Raw genomic sequence first — 20121 nt, 5'->3', positions numbered from 1 at the left:
TTCTAATTGATGTTATACTAGAGCGGTTGTCTGTCAGATCTAGATACTTTTAGTCTTGATCATTAGTAAGCGAAAAAGGATTTTTTTGCTTTGGTTTAAGCGGTGCTTTATATTTAAGCGGCAGCTGCTAAACATAAAATAATGACAGATATCTTAAGCGCCTATAACGCTAAATGTAGAAAAAGCCAATAATAGAGCTTTTATTATAGAAAACGCCAGCGTCTTATCGCTTATGAGTTCAATATTTGAACTTATATATTTAGCCCAATAATAATTTTGTATATATAAACATAAATAGGAACAATAACAATGTCAAAAGACACTGATAACCCCAACCCTTCAACCAATAATAGTCATAAGTCAGCGAATACAGTAACCTTTGCATTAGCACAAGCGCAGTTTTTGGTCGGTGATATCACCGCCAATGCTCAAAAAATGCGCACTTTAGCACTACAAGCCCGCGAGCAAGGTGCCGACGTCATTGTCTTTCCAGAGCTAGCATTATTAGGCTATCCGCCGCAGGACTTGTTACTACGTCCAAGCTTGTCTGGTCGCATCAAAAGCGCCTTATCCAGCCTAAGTGATATCGACGATATCGTCATGATCGTCGGCTACCCTCATGTCGATCATCACGGCACCTTTAACTCTGCTGCTATCTTGCATAATGGTCATCAAAAAGGCTTTTACCACAAACAAGTACTGCCCAATTATGGCGTTTTTGATGAGCGTCGTTACTTCGATAAAGGCCGCAATCAAGTTTTGTTTGATTACAAAGGTATCACTATCGGTCTGCTTATCTGCGAAGACTTGTGGGAAAAAGGCCCGATTGCCGATCTCAAAAAACAAGGCGCAGATCTTATCGTAAGCTTAAACGCCTCACCGTTTGAGATCAGCAAACAAGACCAGCGTAAAGATATGCTAGCTAAACGCAGCCGCGAGCATAATCTACCTATCGTCTATGTCAATGCCGTCGGCGGGCAAGATGACTTGGTATTTGATGGCGGCTCTGTTATTATGCAAGCCGATGGTAATATCGCTCATGAGGCCCCGCGCTTTATGAATCAGCTATTGCTCGCAACTTTAGATATCAAGAGCAACTCCTTTAATACCCAAAACAAAGCGCCGTTATCGCTAAGCCGCGAGTCTGAGATGTATCAGGCCCTAGTTGTCGGTCTGCGTGATTATGTCAATCTATCAGGATTCTCAGGTATCATCGTCGGTTTATCAGGCGGTATTGATTCGGCATTGACGCTTTGTATCGCGGTTGATGCTTTGGGCGCTGACAAGGTGTACGCGGTGATGATGCCGTACGAGTACACCTCGCAAATCAGCCTAGAGGATGCCCAAGCACAAGCGCGCCGCCTTAATGTGTCCTACACCGTCTGCCCTATCTTCGATGCGGTCGAAGGCATTCGCCATACGCTAGCGCCTTTATTCAACAAATCACCAGCTGATACGACCGAAGAGAACATTCAAGCCCGCGCGCGCGGCGTAGTACTCATGGCTTTGTCCAATAAATTTGGTCATTTGGTTATTACCACAGGCAATAAGTCTGAGCTGGCGGTAGGCTATTCCACCTTATATGGTGATATGGCAGGCGGCTTTGATGTGCTAAAAGACGTCTACAAAACGCAAGTGTACGATTTGGCAAATTATCGCAACCGCTTAGAGGATACGCCCGTTATTCCCGAGCGCGTGATTACTCGCCCGCCATCAGCTGAGCTGCGCCCTGATCAAAAAGATCAAGATAGCTTGCCTGATTATGACGTATTAGATGGTATCTTGACGATGTATATCGATGAGGATATGGGCTATCAAGACATTATCGATAAAGGCTATGATGCTGACGTCGCTGCCCGCGTGATTTCTCTGGTGGATCGTAGCGAATACAAACGCGCGCAGGCACCGCTTGGCACCAAAATCAGTCACAAAGCTTTTGGTCGTGAGCGCCGCTATCCTTTAGTCAATAAGTGGTCGATAAAAGGCTAACTTATAACGCTTTATTCTGGGGCGCGTTGAACAATCAAACACGCCCTAATACTTTATGATTAGCTGGGTGCTTACCCAGCTTTTTTAGTGGCTCATTTTGACGCCCTTCCCCTTGGTTATCATCATTTTATTTGAGTCTCTCATGAGCTTGTTAAGCGCTAGTGTCTTTATTCTTTTACTTATTATATTAGCCGCGCTTGTTTCAAGCTCTGAGATGGCGATTGCCTCAGCACGCAAAATTAAGCTGCAAGTCATGGCAAAAGAGGGCGAGGTACGCGCGCTTGATGTGCTCAATATGCAAGAGCACTCTGGTAGCTTTATCACCGTGGTCCAAGTCGTGCTCAACGCCGTCGCCATTTTGGCTGGTGCTATTGGCGAGTCAGCGATCAGCTCTTATTTGCAGGTACTATTGGGTCATGAAACCTTGGCGTCTATCGTATCATTTGTACTCGTCACTAGTATCTTTATCCTATTTGCAGACTTGATGCCGAGGCGTTTGGCGATGTCTAACTCTGAGCATATCGCTATCAGACTAGTTAGACCGATGATCTTTTTGATCTTTATTCTAAAGCCGCTGATTTGGGTATTTGATGGCGCGGCCAATTTAGTCTTTAAACTCATTGGCATCTCAACCGTACGCCGCGACGATATGACGCCAGAGGATATCTACGCGGTCATGGATGCCGGTGCTGAGGCCGGCGTTCTCAAAAAACAAGAACACCATCTAATTGAGAACATCTTTGAGATGCAAGAGCGCACGGTAACCTCAGTGATGAATCCGCGCGAGCACATCGTCTACTTCAATAGCGATACCACAACTGAGCAAGCTGTCTCGGTCATGATAGAGCAGCCACACAATAAGTTTTTGGTCTGTCGCAATGATGATTTGGAACATATCATTGGCTACGTTGAATCGCGCACCTTTTTGGCCTCAGTGCTTGAGCAGCGCAAAGTGCAGTTAACTGACAAGGCATTGTTAAAACCGGCGCTCTTTATCCCAGATACGCTGTCACTGTTTGAGGTGTTAGAGACCTTTAAGTCAAACGGCGCTGACTTTGCGGTTATTGTTAATGAGTATGCGATGGTTGTGGGCGTCATCACCTTAAAGGATGTGATGAGCATTGCGATGGGCGAGCTTGTGACGTTAGAGGAGCAGCTTATTGTACAACGTACCGAAAACTCTTGGCTGGTGGACGGTATGACGCCAATCGAGGATGTGATACGTGCTTTGGGTATCGTCAACCTGCCCTTTAGTCAAAATTATGAAACCATCAGCGGCTTTATGACCTATATGCTGCGCAAAATTCCAAAGAAGACAGATACTATCGAATACGCGCATTATCGGTTTGAGATTCTGGCAACCGATAATCTTAAGATCAATCAGCTACTGGTTACCAAACTTGACGACAGCTGATAAGTGAGTTTAAAAGCCTTTTGAGCTAATCGCGTGCGCCAAAGATCGCTGTACCCACACGTACCATAGTCGAGCCGCTTGCAATCGCCTCCGCCATATCGCCACTCATCCCCATACTCAAAGTATCCCAAGCGATAAGCTCTGGATGCGCCTCCTTAATCTCATTAAATAATGTTTTAGTACGCTTAAAAGCATCGGTATCTGTTTTGGACGGGATAATCATCAGGCCGCGCAGACATAACTGCTCATAGTTCTTTATCGCGGTTACTAACTCTGGTAGCTCGCTTGGCAAACATCCTGACTTACTGTCTTCGTTATCAATATTTATCTGAATCAAAACGTTGAGTGCGCCCATATTCTCAGGGCGCTGCTCATTTAAGCGCTTGGCAATAATGTCACGCTCAAGCGTCTGTACCCAATCAAAATTTTCAGCGATATCTCGCGTCTTATTGCGCTGAATGCTACCAATATAATGCCAAACGATGTCACTCGTTTTGGACTCATTTTTTAGCACTTCTATTTTTTCAAGCGCCTCTTGCAAGTAATTTTCACCAAAATGGCGCTGTCCTTGCTCAGCTAAAGTGGCAATCATTGGCGCAGGCTTAGTCTTTGAGACCGCAAGTAAAGTGACGTTGTTCTTGTTTGCTAACTTGCAGGCACCTTTAACTTGCTCAAGCGTTTGTCCCCAGCGCTCAACCAAAGCTTCGCTATCAAAGCCGAGCTCTACAACATGCTCACTTTTATCATTGTAATTATTGCTCATAACTCTCTCATTTATTCGTTTGCGATGGTCAGTCTATTCTCTTTACCTATAATGGCATTATTTTTAAATTTTGTCTTAATATGGCATATATTTTGCTCTTAAATTAAATATTAGTTGAGTGGTTATGATATTGTTATCTTAACCACTTAACAATCAAATGCTTGTCAGCTTTGCATGGTTGGCCTTTACTGATGACTTTTAGCGACTGGCTAAGTGCTACTGATTTGTCCTTACCGATAGGAATACCCAATTATGGCTGAAAAAAACACTTTGAATATTGAAGATTTATTGCGTTTTGCAGTCAAACACAATGCATCAGATTTACATATATCAGCTGGTATGCCCGCGATGATCCGCGTCGATGGTGAGATGACCCGTATCAATATGCCTGTGATGACGCATCAAGTGGTGCATCAGCTCATCTACGACATTATGAACGATAAGCAGCGCGCTGATTTTGAGGAGTTTTTTGAGACCGACTTTTCTTTTGAGATTCCAGATTTAGCACGGTTTCGGGTCAACGCCTTTAATCAAAATCGCGGCGCAGGTGCCGTATTTCGTACTATTCCCTCCAAAGTATTGACGATGGAGGACTTAGGTATGGGTGAGGTGTTCAAGCGCGTCTCTGACTTTAAACGCGGCGTGGTCTTGGTGACAGGCCCTACGGGTTCAGGTAAATCAACGACCCTTGCCGCTATGATCGATTATATCAACGAGAGCCGCAAAGAGCATATTTTAACGATTGAGGATCCTATTGAGTTTGTACATGAGTCCAAAAAAAGCCTGATCAATCAGCGCGAAGTGCATAGAGATACTTTAGGCTTTGAGCCTGCGCTGCGCTCAGCACTACGTGAGGATCCTGATATTATTCTCGTCGGTGAGCTGCGAGACCTTGAGACCATACGCTTAGCGCTTACCGCTGCTGAAACGGGGCATTTAGTCTTTGGCACTTTGCACACAAGCTCTGCGGCCAAAACCATTGACCGCGTCATCGACGTCTTCCCTGCCGCCGAAAAAGACATGATTCGCGCGATGCTATCAGAGTCGCTACAAGCGGTTATCTCACAAACCCTGCTACGTCGTCAAACCGGCGGACGCGTTGCCGCTCACGAGATTATGCTTGGCACGCCCGCTATTCGTAACTTGATTCGCGAAAACAAAATTGCACAGATGTACTCCTCTATTCAGACGGGAGCTGGCGACGGTATGATCACTTTAGATCAAACCCTCAAAAACCTAGTAGCGCAAGGCGTTATAAGTAAAGACGTTGCTCGTCCTTACGCCAAGCAACCAGAAGCATTTATTTAATACAACACATTTAAATCAGCATGACATGACAAGCTTAAGGACAAGGATAGATCACTATGGATTTTGATAAATTATTACAACTGATGGTCAAAAAAAACGGCTCTGACCTTTTTATCACCGCTGATGTTCCGCCTTCTATGAAAGTCAATGGTCAGATATTAGCGATTGGCAAGACGCCGCTTAGCGCTGAGCAATCTATGGCTTGGGTCAAAAGCGTGATGACACCCAGTCAAGTTAAAGAGTTTGAGACGACTAACGAGTGTCAGTTTGCTATTACCGATAAAGCGCAGCAGGCCCGTTTTCGGGTTAGTGCTTTTGTTCAGCGTGATATGGCAGGTATGATCCTGCGTAAGATTGAAAACAAGATTCCAACGGTTGAAGAGCTGTGTTTACCGCCCTCGCTAAAAGAGCTGGCGATGAAAAAACGCGGAATTATCCTATTGGTCGGTGCCACAGGAACGGGCAAATCCTCTACCTTAGCTGCCATGATCGGTCACCGTAATCAGCACTCTCATGGTCATATCATCACTATCGAAGACCCTATCGAGTTTATTCATGAGCACCGCGGCTGTATCATCACTCAGCGCGAGGTCGGTATCGACACCTTGTCCTTTGAAGCGGGCCTCAAAAACACCTTGCGTCAGGCGCCCGATGTTATCTTGATTGGTGAGATTCGTAATCCTGAGGTTATGAGCTACGCTATTCAATATGCCGAAACAGGTCATTTGGTATTTGCAACCTTACATGCCAATAACGCCAACCAAGCGATTGATCGTATCATTCACTTTTTTGAGTCCGAGCGCCACAGTCAACTGCTTATGGATCTCTCGCTAAACTTACAAGCCATCGTCGCCCAGCAACTAATACCGACCCCTGATGGTGAGGGCTGCCGCGCTGCGGTAGAGATTTTATTGAACTCAAAACTAATCAGTAGCTGTATTCGTAAAGGTGATATTCACGAGATTAAAGAAGTTATGACGCGCTCGCGTGACAGCAATATGCAAACCTTTGATCAGGCGCTACTTGATTTGTACGAAGAAGGCGAAATCACTTACGAAGATGCAATTATGCATGCGGACTCCGCCAATGATCTGCGCCTAAAAATCAAACTCAGCGGCAAAAACCGCGGTGAAAAAGTTGATGAAGATTCTGACGGGCTATCACTGGTTATCAATTAGAGCCCTTTAATTTTAGTATCCTCTTCTTTGACATACCTACTCTTCTAATGCTTATATAATTAACCCTCAAAAAAACAGCCCTCATCTTGAGCGCTGTTTTTTACGTTATAATCAAAATTTATTTTAACGCCTATTATCTAGCATTGTCTTGGCACTCTTTATTATTGCAGATACCGTACAGCACTAGCGAGTGACCTGAGAGCTTAAAGCCATGCTCTTTGGCTACCTTGAGCTGCTCTTCTTCGATAATTTCATTATGAAACTCAATGATCTTACCGCAGCCATCACAGACCAAGTGGTCATGATGCTCTTCTTGGGTAATCTCAAACACTGATAGATTATTTTCAAAGTTATGCCGCTCAACGATGCCTGCTTGCTCAAACTGAGTCAACACGCGGTAAACGGTTGCAAGGCCTACATCTTCACCTTGTCCAATGAGTGCCTTGTATACCTCTTCTGCGCTCATATGATGCATCTCAGCGCTCTCAAGCAGCTCCAATATTTTGATACGAGGCAAGGTTACTTTTAGTCCCGCTTTACGTAGATCTTGATTAGTTAAAGACATAATATTCCTTTTAACGGTCAGATTTTAGCAACTGATTGGACGCCTTTATTCTTAATTTGGGCTTATTAAGTACCAAAGCGCAAGTCCCTGAATTTACGATAAAAACAGTTTATCATCTTAGAGGAGGTTTGGTAAATAATGTGGTAAATGGTAGGCAATAGGTTCTAAATGACGTATCATTTGTCCAAGATTGTCGGTAGTACTTATTGTTGATAGCAGTACTTATCATTGATAGTACTTATTGTCGATAATATATATTTTCGGCAGTACTTAACACTACCGCGCCTAATCCATTTTTTAATGAGTCATCTTATCATGATACAGTCATTGACCACTCGTTTGTTTTATCGTCCGCAAAGCCTGTTACGTAGAGCGGCTACTATTGGCATGTTGAGCGCAGCAGTTGCAATGTCTGGCTGCTCTTTGCTTAGTGTATACAAAATAGATTTGCCGCAAGGGACGCCTGTCACTCAAGTACAAGCGCAAAAGCTTAAAGTCGGTATGAACCAAAACCAGGTGCTCTATGTGTTGGGTAGCCCTGCCATCAGAGATACCCTAGCGCCTAACCGCTGGGACTACATCTATGATTACAAGGCGGGTACTGAGGGCGAGCGTAAGGGAATCGCTGATGTCAAAAACGCCAGTCAGCATCTGATTGTATACTTTGATGAGCGCGGTATTGTTACGCGTATTGAAGGTATAGAGACCCTTCCAGCATCATAATTCATAGTGTAACGTTGTCATTACTCTACGTTTAATGACGTGATTTGTTTTTGCGCTGAGACATTGGATCAGCGCTCAAACTACGATACACCTCGATACGATCAAAGGGCTGCAAGCGGTAATTAAGCGGCTGTTTTTGTGCATAGATACCCACATGCCAGCGCTTAGCTGTTGGCACTTTTATGTCTACAGCTTGCTCGCACCAAGACGCCAAAGAGGCAAATCTCGCCAGCCATCCTGCTTGCATGAGTGCCTCATATAGTGTTGTCCCCTCTTCAACCACAAGCGTTGTGTAATGCTGACGCTGCGGCTTTTCTGCATAAGCTAAGTAAACCGTTATAGGATTAGCTATCAGCTCAGCCACTGCAATACCCACCCTATCAAAGCCAGCATCAGTGCTAAAGGGACGATGAGGCGTATCGCCACGCGCCATAGATTATAAAACCCTTCATTAGCAAAGTTAAGTGATTTGCGTAGATGACTGATCTTCATCTGCCAGCCTGCAAATATAGACAATAGTAAAACCGCTACCGTGCTAATGATAACCAGTAGCCCAACCAACCAACTTGCAGGTATTAGTACCACTAGCAATAGCCCTAAAACCAGAGTAACAATTAAACTAACCATCACACCAAACTTGTGACTTAACTGCCCAGCGGCGTAATGCAACAGGTAACTGGCCACAAAAATAACCCCAGTCCAATATAGTAATTGACCGATCGGCGGTAAGCTAAGCCCACTTATAAACAAAGCTATCACGCCAACGACGAGCTGTAGTATCCATATCGGTAGTACCAGCTTACTTGCTCTATGACTCTTGGTCGCCCGATGAATCGCAGGGCGATTTGAGGCAGCGCTATTTGAAGCTGCCACCGCGCTCCCTATTTGCCGAGCCGCCAGATTTTGACCGAACCAATATAGGCCAGTACCTGCACCTACGCTGACCAGCGCTAATGCCACCGCGCGTCCCCATTCGCTCAAGCTAATACCTGTCATCGCAAACTCAATCTGCGGCAAACCATCAGCTACGCCAAGTATCAAGCCAAGTATCATAAGCCCAAGACCGATAGGTAATGGCGCTACCCCGAGTAAGCTCAATAGCACCGCTATCACCATCAAACCTGCGGCAATAGCAAAGCTTGGAATAGCAGGGTCACTATCGAGCGCCATCAGCCCTGTGATAATACCCTCAGCTGCTCCTGAAATGACCAGTGCAGCAATCACAATAGAGACGAGTGCAGCAAGCCAACCAAAGCTGCGCCAAAATGGACTGGCATCAGCTTCACGCGTTAGTTTTTGCATGCCTGCTATTGGCGCATCGATACTGCGATAAGCTAAGGCAATCTCAGCGTAGACCACAGGCAGGGATACTAATACCATAGCCAGTAGCCACAATAGCCAAAAGTCAATTTCACCAATAGCGCTAGGCGCAAACCAACGAAAGAGCAATAAGGGCAAAAGCGCGGCGATAAAGTAAGAAGCGTAGCGAATCATGATAATCTCAACCAAAATAGCAGATAAGAGTAGGTTTATAATGATAAAAAAACCCCGATAACGGGGCTTTATAATTTAACATAAAGATTTTAAAACTTGGGCACCAAAGATATTAGTGAACGGCGCTAATATAATCTGACAAGATACGAATATCACGATCGGATAATCTTGAAGCGACCGTTTGCATCATGCCTTTTTCGCCTTCTTTGGCCGCATCATTGTAACGCATCTGAGCATCACCATCGACCTCATCTTCACGGCCTGCAGCGCGGAATAGTTTGAGCTGCGTTGAGATGTATTCGGCATGCTGTCCGCCCAGACGTGGAAACGCCGCCCATGCGTTGCCAGCGGCATCAGGACCATGACAACCCGCACAGCCAATCACGTTACGTGATTTAGCGCCGCCTAGATATAGCTTAGTCGCTTCTTGGTGCGTTGCAGGATTGCCAAAGCCTACGCTCCACGGCGCTTGATTAGCATAGTATGCGGCAACGTTTGCCATATCTTGCTGCGATAAGTTAGCGACCTGTGATTGCATAATGCCATTAACGCGATAACCTGACTTAAAGTTGACGAGTTGCTTATAGAGGTATTTGACATTTTGACCGCCAAGGTTAGGCTGTGATGGGATCGGACTGACGCCATCGACACCATGACAGGCCGCGCATACGGTCTCAGCGATTTGTTTACCAGCATTAATGTCATGCTCAGGAACGATAATGGCACTGTGAGCGCTAAAACTTGCAACACATAAGCTGGCGGCAGCAATTAACTTTTTCATTGATAACAATCCTACTGGCTCGGCATAAGACTAATATGAGATAGTAAGTAACTTTTAGACATTCGGCGGATCAAACTGTACTTAATCGTTATCAGCGACAACTTTTATGTCGCAACATGGCTATGCTAAAGTCTTAGTTCTATACTATTTCAGATGACTTACTGATATCAGGGTTTATTTATAAATATTATAGCAAGACTTTGTAGTATTTGCCTACTTAATCCTAGCACCATATGGTTTTTGTGCCGATTGATTTTATGACAAATTATTGACTCTATAACAACGACGATCTTGCGCCACCTACTTCGCAGATTACATGACTTTTAAGTCGTGATAATATTATTTAGCCATATGTTCTATTAATTGCCTGTAATCCTCGTCGCTACAGGTCTCGCACAATCCGCCAGCTGGCATCTGAATCATGCCGTTCTTTACCGAATCAATCAGAGCGGGCATACCCTTTTGCTGTATGAGTTTTTGCCATTTAGCACTATCGCCTTTTTTGATAGCTCTTAGGGCGCCACTATCATGACACGCCGCGCACGAGTCGTTGTAGATAGCCTCTACATCAGCAGCTTGAACCGTTGTTGCTGCGCTCAAACTAAGTATGACGATAGCACTACTACCTATGAACACGCGTTTGAGTCGGGTTAGTGATTTGATTAAAAGTGTGGTGAATGCATACATGGAACACCTCCTTTATTGCTCTATAATCTCTCAACTATCATTGTAACCATATATGTCGACTTTAAGTAGGTTTATCAAGTTTGGCTTTGGTAAATCTCAAATGGACTTATTACCCTACCCAAAATAATTTTGAAGGCATTATCTAGTTTAATGTTATGCTGCACTTATAATTTATCTGGTGTTTAAACTCAGATAACCCAAATTTTATTTTTAGAGTAACGAGTCACTTATGAGTACCCCGTTCAACGATGTCGCTGCCGAAAATGCAGCATTCAATACCAAATCTCGCCAGCGTATTCAGCAAACTGAGTTTATGACCTCAGCGCCTACCTTTCGTCTTTGCCCTCCTGATGAGGGCTTTGAAGTGGCTTTTGCTGGGCGCTCAAACGCCGGTAAATCATCAGCGATCAATGCCTTGACCAATCAGCGGCAGCTGGCACGCTCGTCTAAAACACCTGGACGCACGCAGATGATTAATTTTTTTAGTATTGGTGATACGCATACCCGTCTGGTTGATTTGCCAGGCTATGGCTATGCTGCGGTGCCGCTTGAGATGAAAAAAGAGTGGCAAGTAGAGCTTGAGGAGTACTTAGTATCGCGCTCTAGTTTGGCAGGCTTGGTGTTGATGAGTGATATTCGCCACCCGCTCAAGTTCTTTGATGAGCAGATGCTGCACTGGGCCAAAGACGGCGAGTTGCCAGTACACATTTTACTCACTAAGGCGGATAAATTTAAATACGGCGCTTCTAAAAACGCCTTACTCAATACTCGCAAAAGGCTAAAAGAGCTGGGGCTTGATTGTACTATTCAGCTGTTCTCCGCCCTCAGAAAAGAAGGCCTTGATGAATTAGCAGGGGTAATGGGACACTGGTATGAGTACAAGCTAGGCAAGAATAATGTCCTTGAATACCCTACCAAAGCTGATGATACAGCGCTCTTGAATAGTGGAGGCACGATTGAACAACAGCCAGATACCAAGTAAAACTATGTGCCAAGTAAAACTATATGCCAAGTAAAACTATAGTTCATCATGTAGATAATAAAAAGGGGTTATCGCTATTAACGATAACCCCTTTTTTGGTTAAGATTTTTTAGTTGAGCTTTTTTAGTTAATAAGGTTATCCGTATAAAAGCGCAACCAATGCCTGCGGTGAGTCAACTTGATAGGTTGGATTTTGCTCAGCAAGAGTGTCGCTGGATGCGGCACCGTAGTTGACCGCAATACTCATCATGCCAAGCGCATTAGCCATTTGGATATCATGGATACTATCACCGATAAACACCGCATCAGCTACCTGCTGCTGGGTATGCATCAAAATATCGTTAAGCATTTGTGGATCAGGTTTAGATCCTGACTCGTCCGCGCCGCGCGTAATCGCAAAGTAGTGCTGACTGTTTGACGCATTTAGCACCCTATCAAGCCCTTGACGTTTTTTGCCTGTTGCTACAGCAAGCGTTTTGCCGCGCTGGCACAATGTTTTTAGCATAGCCTCTATAGGCGCAAAGAGCGGCGTTTTATGGCTGTTGGCGATATAGTACTCAGCGTAACGGTGCTCAATAGATTGTTTTTGCGTATCAGTTGCTTGCGGGTATAAGATTTCAATACCCTTAGTTAAGCTTAAACCGATGATATCCTTTACAGCGTCATCTGTGGTATCAAATCCGTGCGCCTCTCCTGCAACATGCATAGAGGTAACGATAAGCCCTATTGAGTCCATCAAAGTGCCATCCCAATCAAAGATTATCAAAGATTTGTCTGAGGGGTGATTGGCTACTGATAGCGGTGCAGTCTGCGTTGTAGCGTTATTCATAACTACCCTTTATAGCCTATAAAAATGGCTTGTCCGTATAGTGAGCAAGCCATTATTGATTTTGGTGTGAGTCGTCTTGCTCGCCTGATTATTGTGGTAATGTCTGGTTATCAGGTACCAAAGCAAGCATCTCTTCAGGAAGCGGCGCAGTGATAGTTTTATAGCCTGGAATGTCCAAGCGCCAAGCATGCAAGCACAGACGGTGTACGCCTGATTTGTCATGGACGTTGTATTTATCATCGCCCAAGATCGCATGACCGATATGCGCTAGGTGCACACGGATCTGGTGCGTGCGTCCAGTCAGCGGCTTAGCTTCTATTAAGCTTACTGGCTGATTGTTCAGGGTAAAGCGCGCGTGAACGTTGATGTCCGTTTGACTTTCTTTGGCTAGCTCATCTTGCGCGTCGACCTTGACGCGGCGCTCGCCACTTGCCACCGTATAGCGCAGCAATGGCGCATCAATACGCTGCTCACTCATCGCAGGCTGACCTTTTGCTAGGCACAAATAATGCTTTTGAATGGTTTTGTCCACCAAATGCTGCTGCAAGGTTTTAAGCGTTGAGCGTTTTTTGGAAATCATCAGCAGACCTGAGGTATCTTTGTCGATACGATGGATCAGCTCTAAATATTTTTTGCCCGTAACCTCGCGCATGGCCTCAATAACGCCAAAGTTGAGTCCGCTACCGCCGTGAACTGCAATGCCTGAGGGCTTGTTCAGTACAATCAGACCCTCATCTTCATACACCACACGTGCCAGCAAGCTATTGGCAAATTCGGTACTGATAATAGGCTTCTCGCGGGTCGCGAGCTGTACAGGAGCGATACGTACCACGTCCTCACGCTGTAATCTATCATGCGCCTTGCAGCGCTTGTTATTGACACGAATCTCATCGGAGCGAATCATTTTATAGATATGCGATTTGGGTAGACCTTTGAGACGGTTTAACAAAAAATTATCCAAACGCTGATCGTGCTGATGACGCGTCACCTCAAGATAATTTACTTTTTCAAAGTTGCCAATCTCATCATCTGCGCTTTGCGGGCGAGTTTTGCTATTGAAGATAGCAGGGGCTTTATGAAGGGTGTCGTTGTCTGTCATTACTTGATTTGTCATTTTTAGTTAGGTGTTTACACAAAGATTTGTTATAGTTTAGCATGTTGAGCGCTAATTACGGTAACGTTACGCGTCTCATCCGCTTTTAAAAGACAACCGTGACACCCTTTTTTTACTTAACGCGCGCATAACGACACTTTGATATATTTTATGGCCTTACAAGCCTTTGATATTAGATCAATTAAGCGGCGCAGTTGAGCAAGTTTAAGCAGATAAGCGATTACCCTTTAGCTGCCTACGTATTGGCGGTCAAACATATTTGATAGTAGATAGTGACAACCCTCCTATCCCAAGCTTAGTTTTAAACCCAAGCTTAGTTTTAAACCCAAGCTTAGTCTCAAAGACTTTTATTTTGTTTGCCAAGTACGCCCCGCTGATAATAGCAAAGCTATAGAGAGTCGCCCAACTGCCTTTGATGGATATTTTATTCGTAAGAATAATAGATAACCCTATAGAAGTTAACGCTGAGTCTCAAAGATTTACGACCCTTAGCGCGACAGAACAACTAAAACTATTGATTTTTATTACTGGTACTTCCTGATAACTCCTTTAACAGCACTACTTAATGATCCTTAGTATTAAAAGTATCAAGTAGCGCTATTATGTTTTATTACCGACATATTGATTGACAACCAGTATGTACTGCATTTGCTAACAACACATGCAAAAAATTATCAGCTGTTATGCCCAACTGATTATAGCGCTCAAATGAGCGAGATATTTATAGCCCCTACAGGCGGTATAACAGACAGACAAATTATAGACTCACACTTTATAATCTCTGTATAAAGCGCCAATCAATAACGTTGTGCTCCGCTTAGGTCTGCATTTTAAGACCAGCGTAATTACCCAATAGGTTTTACTGCTCTACAATCTAACGTCTATCATCGCGATAATTAATCGCACTTGCCACTGAGCTTATCTGTATATTGTCGTTACTGTGCGTCCTCATAGGATATAAATATGAAACGCATTTTAATCAACGCCACTCAAAACGAAGAGATTCGTGTTGCCCTATGTAAAGGCAATCATCTGTATGATTTTGATCTAGAAAACCGTACCCGCGAACAAAAAAAATCTAACATCTATAAAGGTCATGTGACTCGCGTTGAGCCGTCACTAGAAGCTGTGTTTGTCGAATACGGCTCACAGCGTCAAGGATTTTTGCCGATTCGTGAAATCTCAAGCGAGTATTTAAGCGGTAATCCACGTGATGAAAACATCAAAAAACTCATCAAAGAAGGCGATGAGCTGATCGTACAAGTTGAAAAAGAAGAGCGCGGTAATAAAGGCGCTGCGCTATCGACTTACGTATCACTTGCTGGTCGCTACTTGGTACTGATGCCGAACAATCCACGTGGCGGCGGTATCTCTCGTCAAATCTCAGGAAAGCTTCGTGAAGATATGAAGCGTATGCTCAGCAATCTTGATTTGCCAAAAGGCATGAGCGTTATTATACGCACGGCAGGTATCGGCAAGACGCAAGAAGATCTGCAACATGATTTGAACCATCTGCTCAATATCTGGCAAGCCATTCAAGAACAAAATCAGAAGTATCCCTCCCCGCGCTTGGTACATCAAGAAGCAGGCGTCGTCACGCGTGCGGTGCGTGATTATCTGCGTGATGATATCACTGAGATTTGGATCGATAACGAAAACGCTTACATTGAAGCGGCGGGTTTTATTGATGCGGTTATGCCTAAACAGGCGGAGAAACTGCGCAAATATACCGATTATGAGCCGATGTTCTCACGCTTTAATATCGAAAAACAAATTGAAACCGCCTATCAGCGCGAAGTACGTCTGCCCTCTGGTGGCTCTATTGTTATCGATCAAACCGAAGCTTTGGTCTCTATTGATATCAACTCAGCTAAGTCGACCAAAGGTGCTGATGTCTCTGAAACCGCTTTTCATACCAACCTAGAAGCCGCTGATGAGATTGCTCGTCAATTGCGCCTGCGCGATATGGGTGGCCTTATTGTCATTGATTTTATCGATATGAATGACAACAAGAACCAAAAAGAGGTCGAAAAACGTCTGATTGATGCGACCAAATACGATCGCGCCCGTGTTCAGTTTGGGGAGATCTCCAAGTTCGGTTTGATGGAGATGAGCCGCCAGCGCTTGCGCCCCTCGCTAGAGGAATCAACAGGTTATATCTGCCCGCGCTGTCATGGCAATGGTATGATTCGTGACTTGCGTTCATTATCGCTCTCTATTATGCGCCAAATTGAGCAAATCGCCCTAAAAGAGCGTCAAGGCGAAGTACAAGCTGAAGTGCCAACAGATATCGCCGCCTTTTTGCTCAACGAGAAGCGCGATAGCTTAGTCTATCTTGAGCAAGATAGCGGTACGCGTATTACGATTTTGCCGCATGCCCACCTTGAGTCGCCAAACTTTAAATTGCACTTTAACCGCGACGGTTTTGCGCCCTCAAGCTATGAGCGCATCACTGATACGCAGCAGCAAGAGCACAGTGATTTGGGCTACGATGTTGATTGGCAAACCGCTGATTCAGCGCGTCCAGAGCAGCAGCCTACTCGCCAGCCGCGAGCATCATCAAGCGCTCCAAGTGCGCAAAAGCCAACCACGCCGACTAATGAGCAAGTACGCCAACCCTCAGGTGGATCAGCAAATCAGCGCATCAATAATCAAAGTGCGACTCAAGATAGCGCCGCCCAGCGTAGCAATGATCATCGCGGCAAAAGCAACCACGCGCCAGTAGCAAATCATCAAACTAGTGCTCAAGTAGCGCCAACTGAACAAGCAAGCAATGTCGCCGTAGCCGCCCAGCCGCAAGCCGTTGCTTGGTTATCAAACCTGTTCTCACAAGCGCCGCAAGCACAGACTACGCGTAGTGTCAGTAGCCGCGATGCAGCCGAAGCGATCGAAGCGATCGTTAACACAGGCGCGCAAAGTCGAGGCGCTTTTGGTCAAGTTGACAACGAGGCTCTAAATAGCAAAGAGGCGTCTGAATCACAGACTGATAATAATCATAAATCTCAGCAAGCGAGTCGCTCTGACAGTGACCGCGATGATGAGAGCAGTGATGATAGACGCCGCCGCAAAACGCGCAAGTCAAGATCATCAAAACCACGCCAAAGAAAAGACTCGCGTGATGACACAAGCGATAATGACAGTAACAGCAATCAAGCTGACAGCGCTCATGACGACAATACTCAAACTAAGCGTCAAGACAATCGTCGTGGCAGCAATCGCAATAGCCGTCAAAGCACTAGCACTCGTCAAAACCAAAACGAGCGCTCAAATGCAGAACAAAAAGAGGGTAACTCTGATGAGCAAACGCGCAGTAAACGCAAGTCGCACAGCCAGCGCGGCTCACGTGGTAATCTTGAACGCGGTGAAACGCTAAGCGCTGACGCGGCCCAGCAAACTCAAAGATCTGAGAGTAAAACATCTGGTCAGGCGCGCAGTAAAAGTGACCATCAAGACCCAAATGAGGTGACTTTGCAGATCAATGAGTCACCTGTTAAGTTAAAGACGCCAGAGGTCGTTCATTTATCCTTAGATGATAGTAAGTCAAAGACGACAGAGCAATCGACTACAGCCAAAGAAGCTGATGATAGCCAAGTCAAAGGCAAAGCGGCTATCGATGAGGTGAATCGCGAGGATACGACGCACGATCACAAGTCTGATAACAAGGTTACTGATGATGCTAAGAGTCAGTCAATACAGGCAAGCTTGGTGCAACAAGAGCAGACAATGAGCGAGCAGGCAGACAAGCGCGCTGATAATAAGTCGGGTGCAAACGCTCAAGAGGCTAAAGAGTTAGTATCTAAAGCGGCACCTACAGAGGCAGCACCAAAAGCGGCTCAAACGCTAGAGACATCTGCCCCATCAAAAGCGTCAAAGACGTCCGATAATGCTACTAAAGAAGACAAAACCAGTAGCACGCTTGATTTTGATCGTGAGAATCTTTTTGCCGCGCGTTATGTTACGGCCAATAAGTTCGGTCAAGCCGGCAACGATCCGCGCGTTGTACGTCGCCTGCAAGCAAAGTCTGCAAAACCAGCAGACATGCAAGTCACAGAGGTCTCTGCTGCTACGCCAACTATCAGCGGTACGGTTGGTCGATTTATTCATGCGCTCCTACCAAAAGCTGAGTCGCGTTTAGCTGAAGATGGCGTCATCCACTGCTTTATTGAAGCGATTGCGATACATAAAGCCAAAGCGCAGCCCGTAGCTGACAAGCAAAGTGCTGAACAACAAAGTGCTGATAGCAAGTCTGAAGCTATTGATGCTAACTTTGACTTTAGCAATTATGGTTATGAGCCTTTGAGCGCTGATTATTTAGCGCGTTTTGAGGCGATGACTCAGGCTGTCAGTCAATTTGCAGCAGCCCAAGGTAAGACGAAAGCGACGCCTAAAGCTATCGGTAAACGTGCCAGTAATGATCCACGTGGTCAGCATCCTGATTACCAGGCAGATATCACTACTGATGGCGAGTCATCAAACTCAGTGGAAGCTGAGCGGACTGAAGCTGAGAAAAATGTGGAGGCAGATAAGGTTGCGGCGAGTGCGCTTAGTAGTCAAGAACAGGCAGACGACGTGACTGTAGATAGCGAGCAGGCACTACTAGCAGATGCGGATCAGATTGAGACTGATGAGGCGCAAGACGCAGCCGATTCTAGTGACGCGGCTGACGTCGTCGATGACGCGCAAGCGAGTAAATCAAAGACGACCATCGCCAGCTACAAAAACATGATCGAAAACGTAGCAGAGCAATTATTGCCGCAAACGGGTATGTTTAATCTGACGACGCCAAAGGTGCCAAAGGCACGCACGCGTAAGCCAAAAACAGAGCATAAGAAGCCAACGCAGGCAGAACAAGCGGACGCTAATGGCTCAAATGAGGAGCGCTCAGATGACAGCGATAGCACAAGCTAATCGTTAACTGACAAAACCAAGCCCCAAAGCTCATATGAGTTTTGGGGCTTTTTTGTGCTCTATAGAAATAAAAAACGTCTAAAATCTGGTAATAATTAATGAGCCGCCGACTTATCACCGCCGCGCATTTTACCGATAATAGTAAAGATAGCAACAATGATAGCACCGATGATAAAGCCGATAACACCATTTAATAGGGCGGTCGTTACGCTCTCAAATATACCCGTCAAGTGTGCCAAATCCTCTACGCCATGATGCAGAAAATCAATACCATGAACTAAGATGCCACCACCAACCAAGAACATAGCTAGCGTACCTGCAATCGACAAAAACTTCATAAGTTTTGGTGCAGCGGCAAACATAATTTTGCCAAGTTTTTGTTTGAACGCGCCTTCTTGCTCCATTAAGTGCAAGCCTGCATCGTCTATTTTGACGATACCAGCTACTAGGCCATAGATACCTATTGTAATCGCAACTGCGAGAATAGACAGCACCAAGCTTTGCTGCAACAATGTGGCACCAGCAGCAGAGCCCAAAGCGATGACGATAATCTCAGCTGACAAAATAAAATCTGTACGTATAGCGCCTTTGATCTTTTGTTTTTCAAAAGCGACCAGATCAACGGTTTCATCCGCATTAGCAGCGAGCCGTGCTTCGTGCTCCTCATCATGCGGCAGGGCATGGGGCCAAAACCTATGAATAACTTTTTCAGCGCCTTCATACACCAAGAATAGACCGCCACACATCAGCAAAAAGGTCACCAAAGGCGGATAAATAGCACTGATTAAGAGGGCAGCAGGCACCAAAATCAGCTTATTGATAAAGGAGCCTTTTGCCACCGCCCAAATAACTGGCAACTCGCGGTTTGCTTTGACGCCGCTGACCTGCTCTGCGTTAAGTGCCAGATCATCACCCAATACGCCAGCAGTTTTTTTGGCAGCGACCTTTGTCATGACTGACACATCATCTAATATCACGCTAATATCATCGAGAAGAGTTAGTAAACTGGCACCTGCCATGGACGTTCCTTAAAATATGAGAGTTAGATTAGAATTAAAAGTGCTGTAGCAGCGCAACACTCACGACGTACACTTTTACTGATATGGTGCTTTTTAATCCTGTTTGTACTACAACCACATCGCTGTTTGCAACAGATTACCTAGGCACAAAGCGATATGACATAGTATAAATGTATCTAATAGCGGTAACTAAAGCGAGACACTGGGTACGATACTTGCAGGCAAAATACAATAGCCTTTAGTTTCAATAGATTAAACTATGCTAATATATTCCCTCTATTTTGTTTTTTGCAAGCGCTGTCTTTTGCAAGTACTGGGGCGGCTGTAATAATCGCTACAACCTCTTGTTCTCATAACTATTTACGAC

Annotated in this window: 16 protein-coding genes; 7 read left to right on the top strand and 9 right to left on the bottom strand. The window is 45.2% G+C overall.

From position 1 onward, the window contains the following. Positions 1-309 precede the first annotated feature (309 nt). Positions 310-1989: an NAD+ synthase gene (locus ACR64J_RS01695; protein WP_317200751.1), complete on the top strand. Its 1680-nt coding sequence runs from the start codon at positions 310-312 to the stop codon at positions 1987-1989. A gap of 142 nt (positions 1990-2131) precedes the next feature. Continuing rightward, positions 2132-3403 carry a hemolysin family protein gene (locus tag ACR64J_RS01690; RefSeq protein ID WP_435950194.1) on the top strand — a complete coding sequence of 424 codons (1272 nt, stop codon included), beginning with the start codon at positions 2132-2134 and terminating at the stop codon, positions 3401-3403. Between the two features lie 25 nt (positions 3404-3428). Here the strand turns inward: ACR64J_RS01690 and ACR64J_RS01685 are convergent, their stop codons facing one another. Next, the gene (locus ACR64J_RS01685; protein ID WP_435950193.1) at positions 3429-4166 is read right to left on the bottom strand and encodes a YggS family pyridoxal phosphate-dependent enzyme; all 738 of its coding nucleotides are present in this window, start codon (positions 4164-4166) and stop codon (positions 3429-3431) included. A gap of 270 nt (positions 4167-4436) precedes the next feature. On the opposite strand from ACR64J_RS01685, the gene ACR64J_RS01680 reads away from it, so the two are divergent. Together ACR64J_RS01680 and ACR64J_RS01675 are read left to right on the top strand one after the other, a co-directional pair. After that, a complete protein-coding gene (locus ACR64J_RS01680; RefSeq protein ID WP_317200773.1) occupies positions 4437-5474 on the top strand; it encodes a type IV pilus twitching motility protein PilT in 1038 nt (345 codons plus the stop codon). Between the two features lie 56 nt (positions 5475-5530). After that, positions 5531-6652, top strand: coding sequence for a PilT/PilU family type 4a pilus ATPase (locus tag ACR64J_RS01675; RefSeq protein WP_317200748.1), 1122 nt, complete (start codon positions 5531-5533; stop codon positions 6650-6652). A gap of 133 nt (positions 6653-6785) precedes the next feature. Here ACR64J_RS01675 and fur read toward each other — a convergent pair whose 3' ends face one another. Next, complete coding sequence (gene fur, locus ACR64J_RS01670; protein WP_317200747.1) at positions 6786-7217, bottom strand: ferric iron uptake transcriptional regulator; 432 nt, start codon at positions 7215-7217, stop codon at positions 6786-6788. 300 nt (positions 7218-7517) lie between these two features. Between fur and ACR64J_RS01665 the strand changes: the two genes are divergently transcribed. After that, on the top strand, positions 7518-7940 hold the full coding sequence (locus tag ACR64J_RS01665; RefSeq protein WP_317200746.1) for an outer membrane protein assembly factor BamE: 423 nt from the start codon (positions 7518-7520) through the stop codon (positions 7938-7940). Positions 7941-7971: 31 nt separating this feature from the next. Here ACR64J_RS01665 and ACR64J_RS01660 read toward each other — a convergent pair whose 3' ends face one another. The 4 genes from ACR64J_RS01660 to ACR64J_RS01645 all read right to left on the bottom strand — a co-directional run bounded on the left by ACR64J_RS01660 (position 7972) and on the right by ACR64J_RS01645 (position 10902). Further along, complete coding sequence (locus ACR64J_RS01660) at positions 7972-8373, bottom strand: RnfH family protein (protein WP_435950192.1); 402 nt, start codon at positions 8371-8373, stop codon at positions 7972-7974. After that, positions 8292-9434 (bottom strand): hypothetical protein, encoded by a 1143-nt coding sequence (locus ACR64J_RS01655; protein WP_435950191.1) that lies wholly within the window; start codon positions 9432-9434, stop codon positions 8292-8294. The genes ACR64J_RS01660 and ACR64J_RS01655 overlap by 82 nt, the downstream gene beginning before the upstream one ends. Before the next feature lie 112 nt (positions 9435-9546). Then, complete coding sequence (locus ACR64J_RS01650; protein ID WP_317200743.1) at positions 9547-10215, bottom strand: c-type cytochrome; 669 nt, start codon at positions 10213-10215, stop codon at positions 9547-9549. 339 nt (positions 10216-10554) lie between these two features. Beyond that, positions 10555-10902 carry a c-type cytochrome gene (locus tag ACR64J_RS01645; protein WP_435950190.1) on the bottom strand — a complete coding sequence of 116 codons (348 nt, stop codon included), beginning with the start codon at positions 10900-10902 and terminating at the stop codon, positions 10555-10557. Between the two features lie 229 nt (positions 10903-11131). Between ACR64J_RS01645 and yihA the strand changes: the two genes are divergently transcribed. Further along, positions 11132-11884 carry a ribosome biogenesis GTP-binding protein YihA/YsxC gene (gene yihA, locus ACR64J_RS01640; protein WP_435950189.1) on the top strand — a complete coding sequence of 251 codons (753 nt, stop codon included), beginning with the start codon at positions 11132-11134 and terminating at the stop codon, positions 11882-11884. A 136-nt stretch (positions 11885-12020) separates the two neighbouring features. Here the strand turns inward: yihA and ACR64J_RS01635 are convergent, their stop codons facing one another. Beyond that, a complete protein-coding gene (locus ACR64J_RS01635) occupies positions 12021-12713 on the bottom strand; it encodes an HAD family hydrolase (protein ID WP_435950188.1) in 693 nt (230 codons plus the stop codon). A gap of 88 nt (positions 12714-12801) precedes the next feature. Further along, the gene (locus tag ACR64J_RS01630) at positions 12802-13827 is read right to left on the bottom strand and encodes an RluA family pseudouridine synthase (RefSeq protein WP_435950187.1); all 1026 of its coding nucleotides are present in this window, start codon (positions 13825-13827) and stop codon (positions 12802-12804) included. A gap of 963 nt (positions 13828-14790) precedes the next feature. On the opposite strand from ACR64J_RS01630, the gene ACR64J_RS01625 reads away from it, so the two are divergent. Further along, the gene (locus tag ACR64J_RS01625) at positions 14791-18735 is read left to right on the top strand and encodes an Rne/Rng family ribonuclease (protein WP_435950186.1); all 3945 of its coding nucleotides are present in this window, start codon (positions 14791-14793) and stop codon (positions 18733-18735) included. 95 nt (positions 18736-18830) lie between these two features. Here the strand turns inward: ACR64J_RS01625 and ACR64J_RS01620 are convergent, their stop codons facing one another. Beyond that, the gene (locus tag ACR64J_RS01620) at positions 18831-19754 is read right to left on the bottom strand and encodes a DUF808 domain-containing protein (RefSeq protein ID WP_435950185.1); all 924 of its coding nucleotides are present in this window, start codon (positions 19752-19754) and stop codon (positions 18831-18833) included. Between the last annotated feature and the right edge of the window lie 367 nt (positions 19755-20121).

The sequence above is a fragment of the Psychrobacter sp. DM8 genome, assembly GCF_051307025.1.
Classification (GTDB): Bacteria; Pseudomonadota; Gammaproteobacteria; order Pseudomonadales; family Moraxellaceae; genus Psychrobacter.
This window is presented reverse-complemented; position numbering and strand designations above follow the sequence as displayed.

Excerpts from the sequence above, each read along its gene's own strand:
- ACR64J_RS01620 (WP_435950185.1), bottom strand. The coding sequence starts at position 19,754 with ATGGCAGGTGCCAGTTTACTAACTCTTCTCGATGATATTAGCGTGATA.
- fur (WP_317200747.1), bottom strand. The coding sequence starts at position 7,217 with ATGTCTTTAACTAATCAAGATCTACGTAAAGCGGGACTAAAAGTAACC.
- ACR64J_RS01655 (WP_435950191.1), bottom strand. The coding sequence starts at position 9,434 with ATGATTCGCTACGCTTCTTACTTTATCGCCGCGCTTTTGCCCTTATTG.
- yihA (WP_435950189.1), top strand. The coding sequence starts at position 11,132 with ATGAGTACCCCGTTCAACGATGTCGCTGCCGAAAATGCAGCATTCAAT.
- ACR64J_RS01685 (WP_435950193.1), bottom strand. The coding sequence starts at position 4,166 with ATGAGCAATAATTACAATGATAAAAGTGAGCATGTTGTAGAGCTCGGC.
- ACR64J_RS01650 (WP_317200743.1), bottom strand. The coding sequence starts at position 10,215 with ATGAAAAAGTTAATTGCTGCCGCCAGCTTATGTGTTGCAAGTTTTAGC.
- ACR64J_RS01665 (WP_317200746.1), top strand. The coding sequence starts at position 7,518 with ATGAGTCATCTTATCATGATACAGTCATTGACCACTCGTTTGTTTTAT.
- ACR64J_RS01695 (WP_317200751.1), top strand. The coding sequence starts at position 310 with ATGTCAAAAGACACTGATAACCCCAACCCTTCAACCAATAATAGTCAT.
- ACR64J_RS01625 (WP_435950186.1), top strand. The coding sequence starts at position 14,791 with ATGAAACGCATTTTAATCAACGCCACTCAAAACGAAGAGATTCGTGTT.
- ACR64J_RS01675 (WP_317200748.1), top strand. The coding sequence starts at position 5,531 with ATGGATTTTGATAAATTATTACAACTGATGGTCAAAAAAAACGGCTCT.
- ACR64J_RS01660 (WP_435950192.1), bottom strand. The coding sequence starts at position 8,373 with ATGGCGCGTGGCGATACGCCTCATCGTCCCTTTAGCACTGATGCTGGC.
- ACR64J_RS01630 (WP_435950187.1), bottom strand. The coding sequence starts at position 13,827 with ATGACAAATCAAGTAATGACAGACAACGACACCCTTCATAAAGCCCCT.
- ACR64J_RS01635 (WP_435950188.1), bottom strand. The coding sequence starts at position 12,713 with ATGAATAACGCTACAACGCAGACTGCACCGCTATCAGTAGCCAATCAC.
- ACR64J_RS01645 (WP_435950190.1), bottom strand. The coding sequence starts at position 10,902 with ATGTATGCATTCACCACACTTTTAATCAAATCACTAACCCGACTCAAA.
- ACR64J_RS01690 (WP_435950194.1), top strand. The coding sequence starts at position 2,132 with ATGAGCTTGTTAAGCGCTAGTGTCTTTATTCTTTTACTTATTATATTA.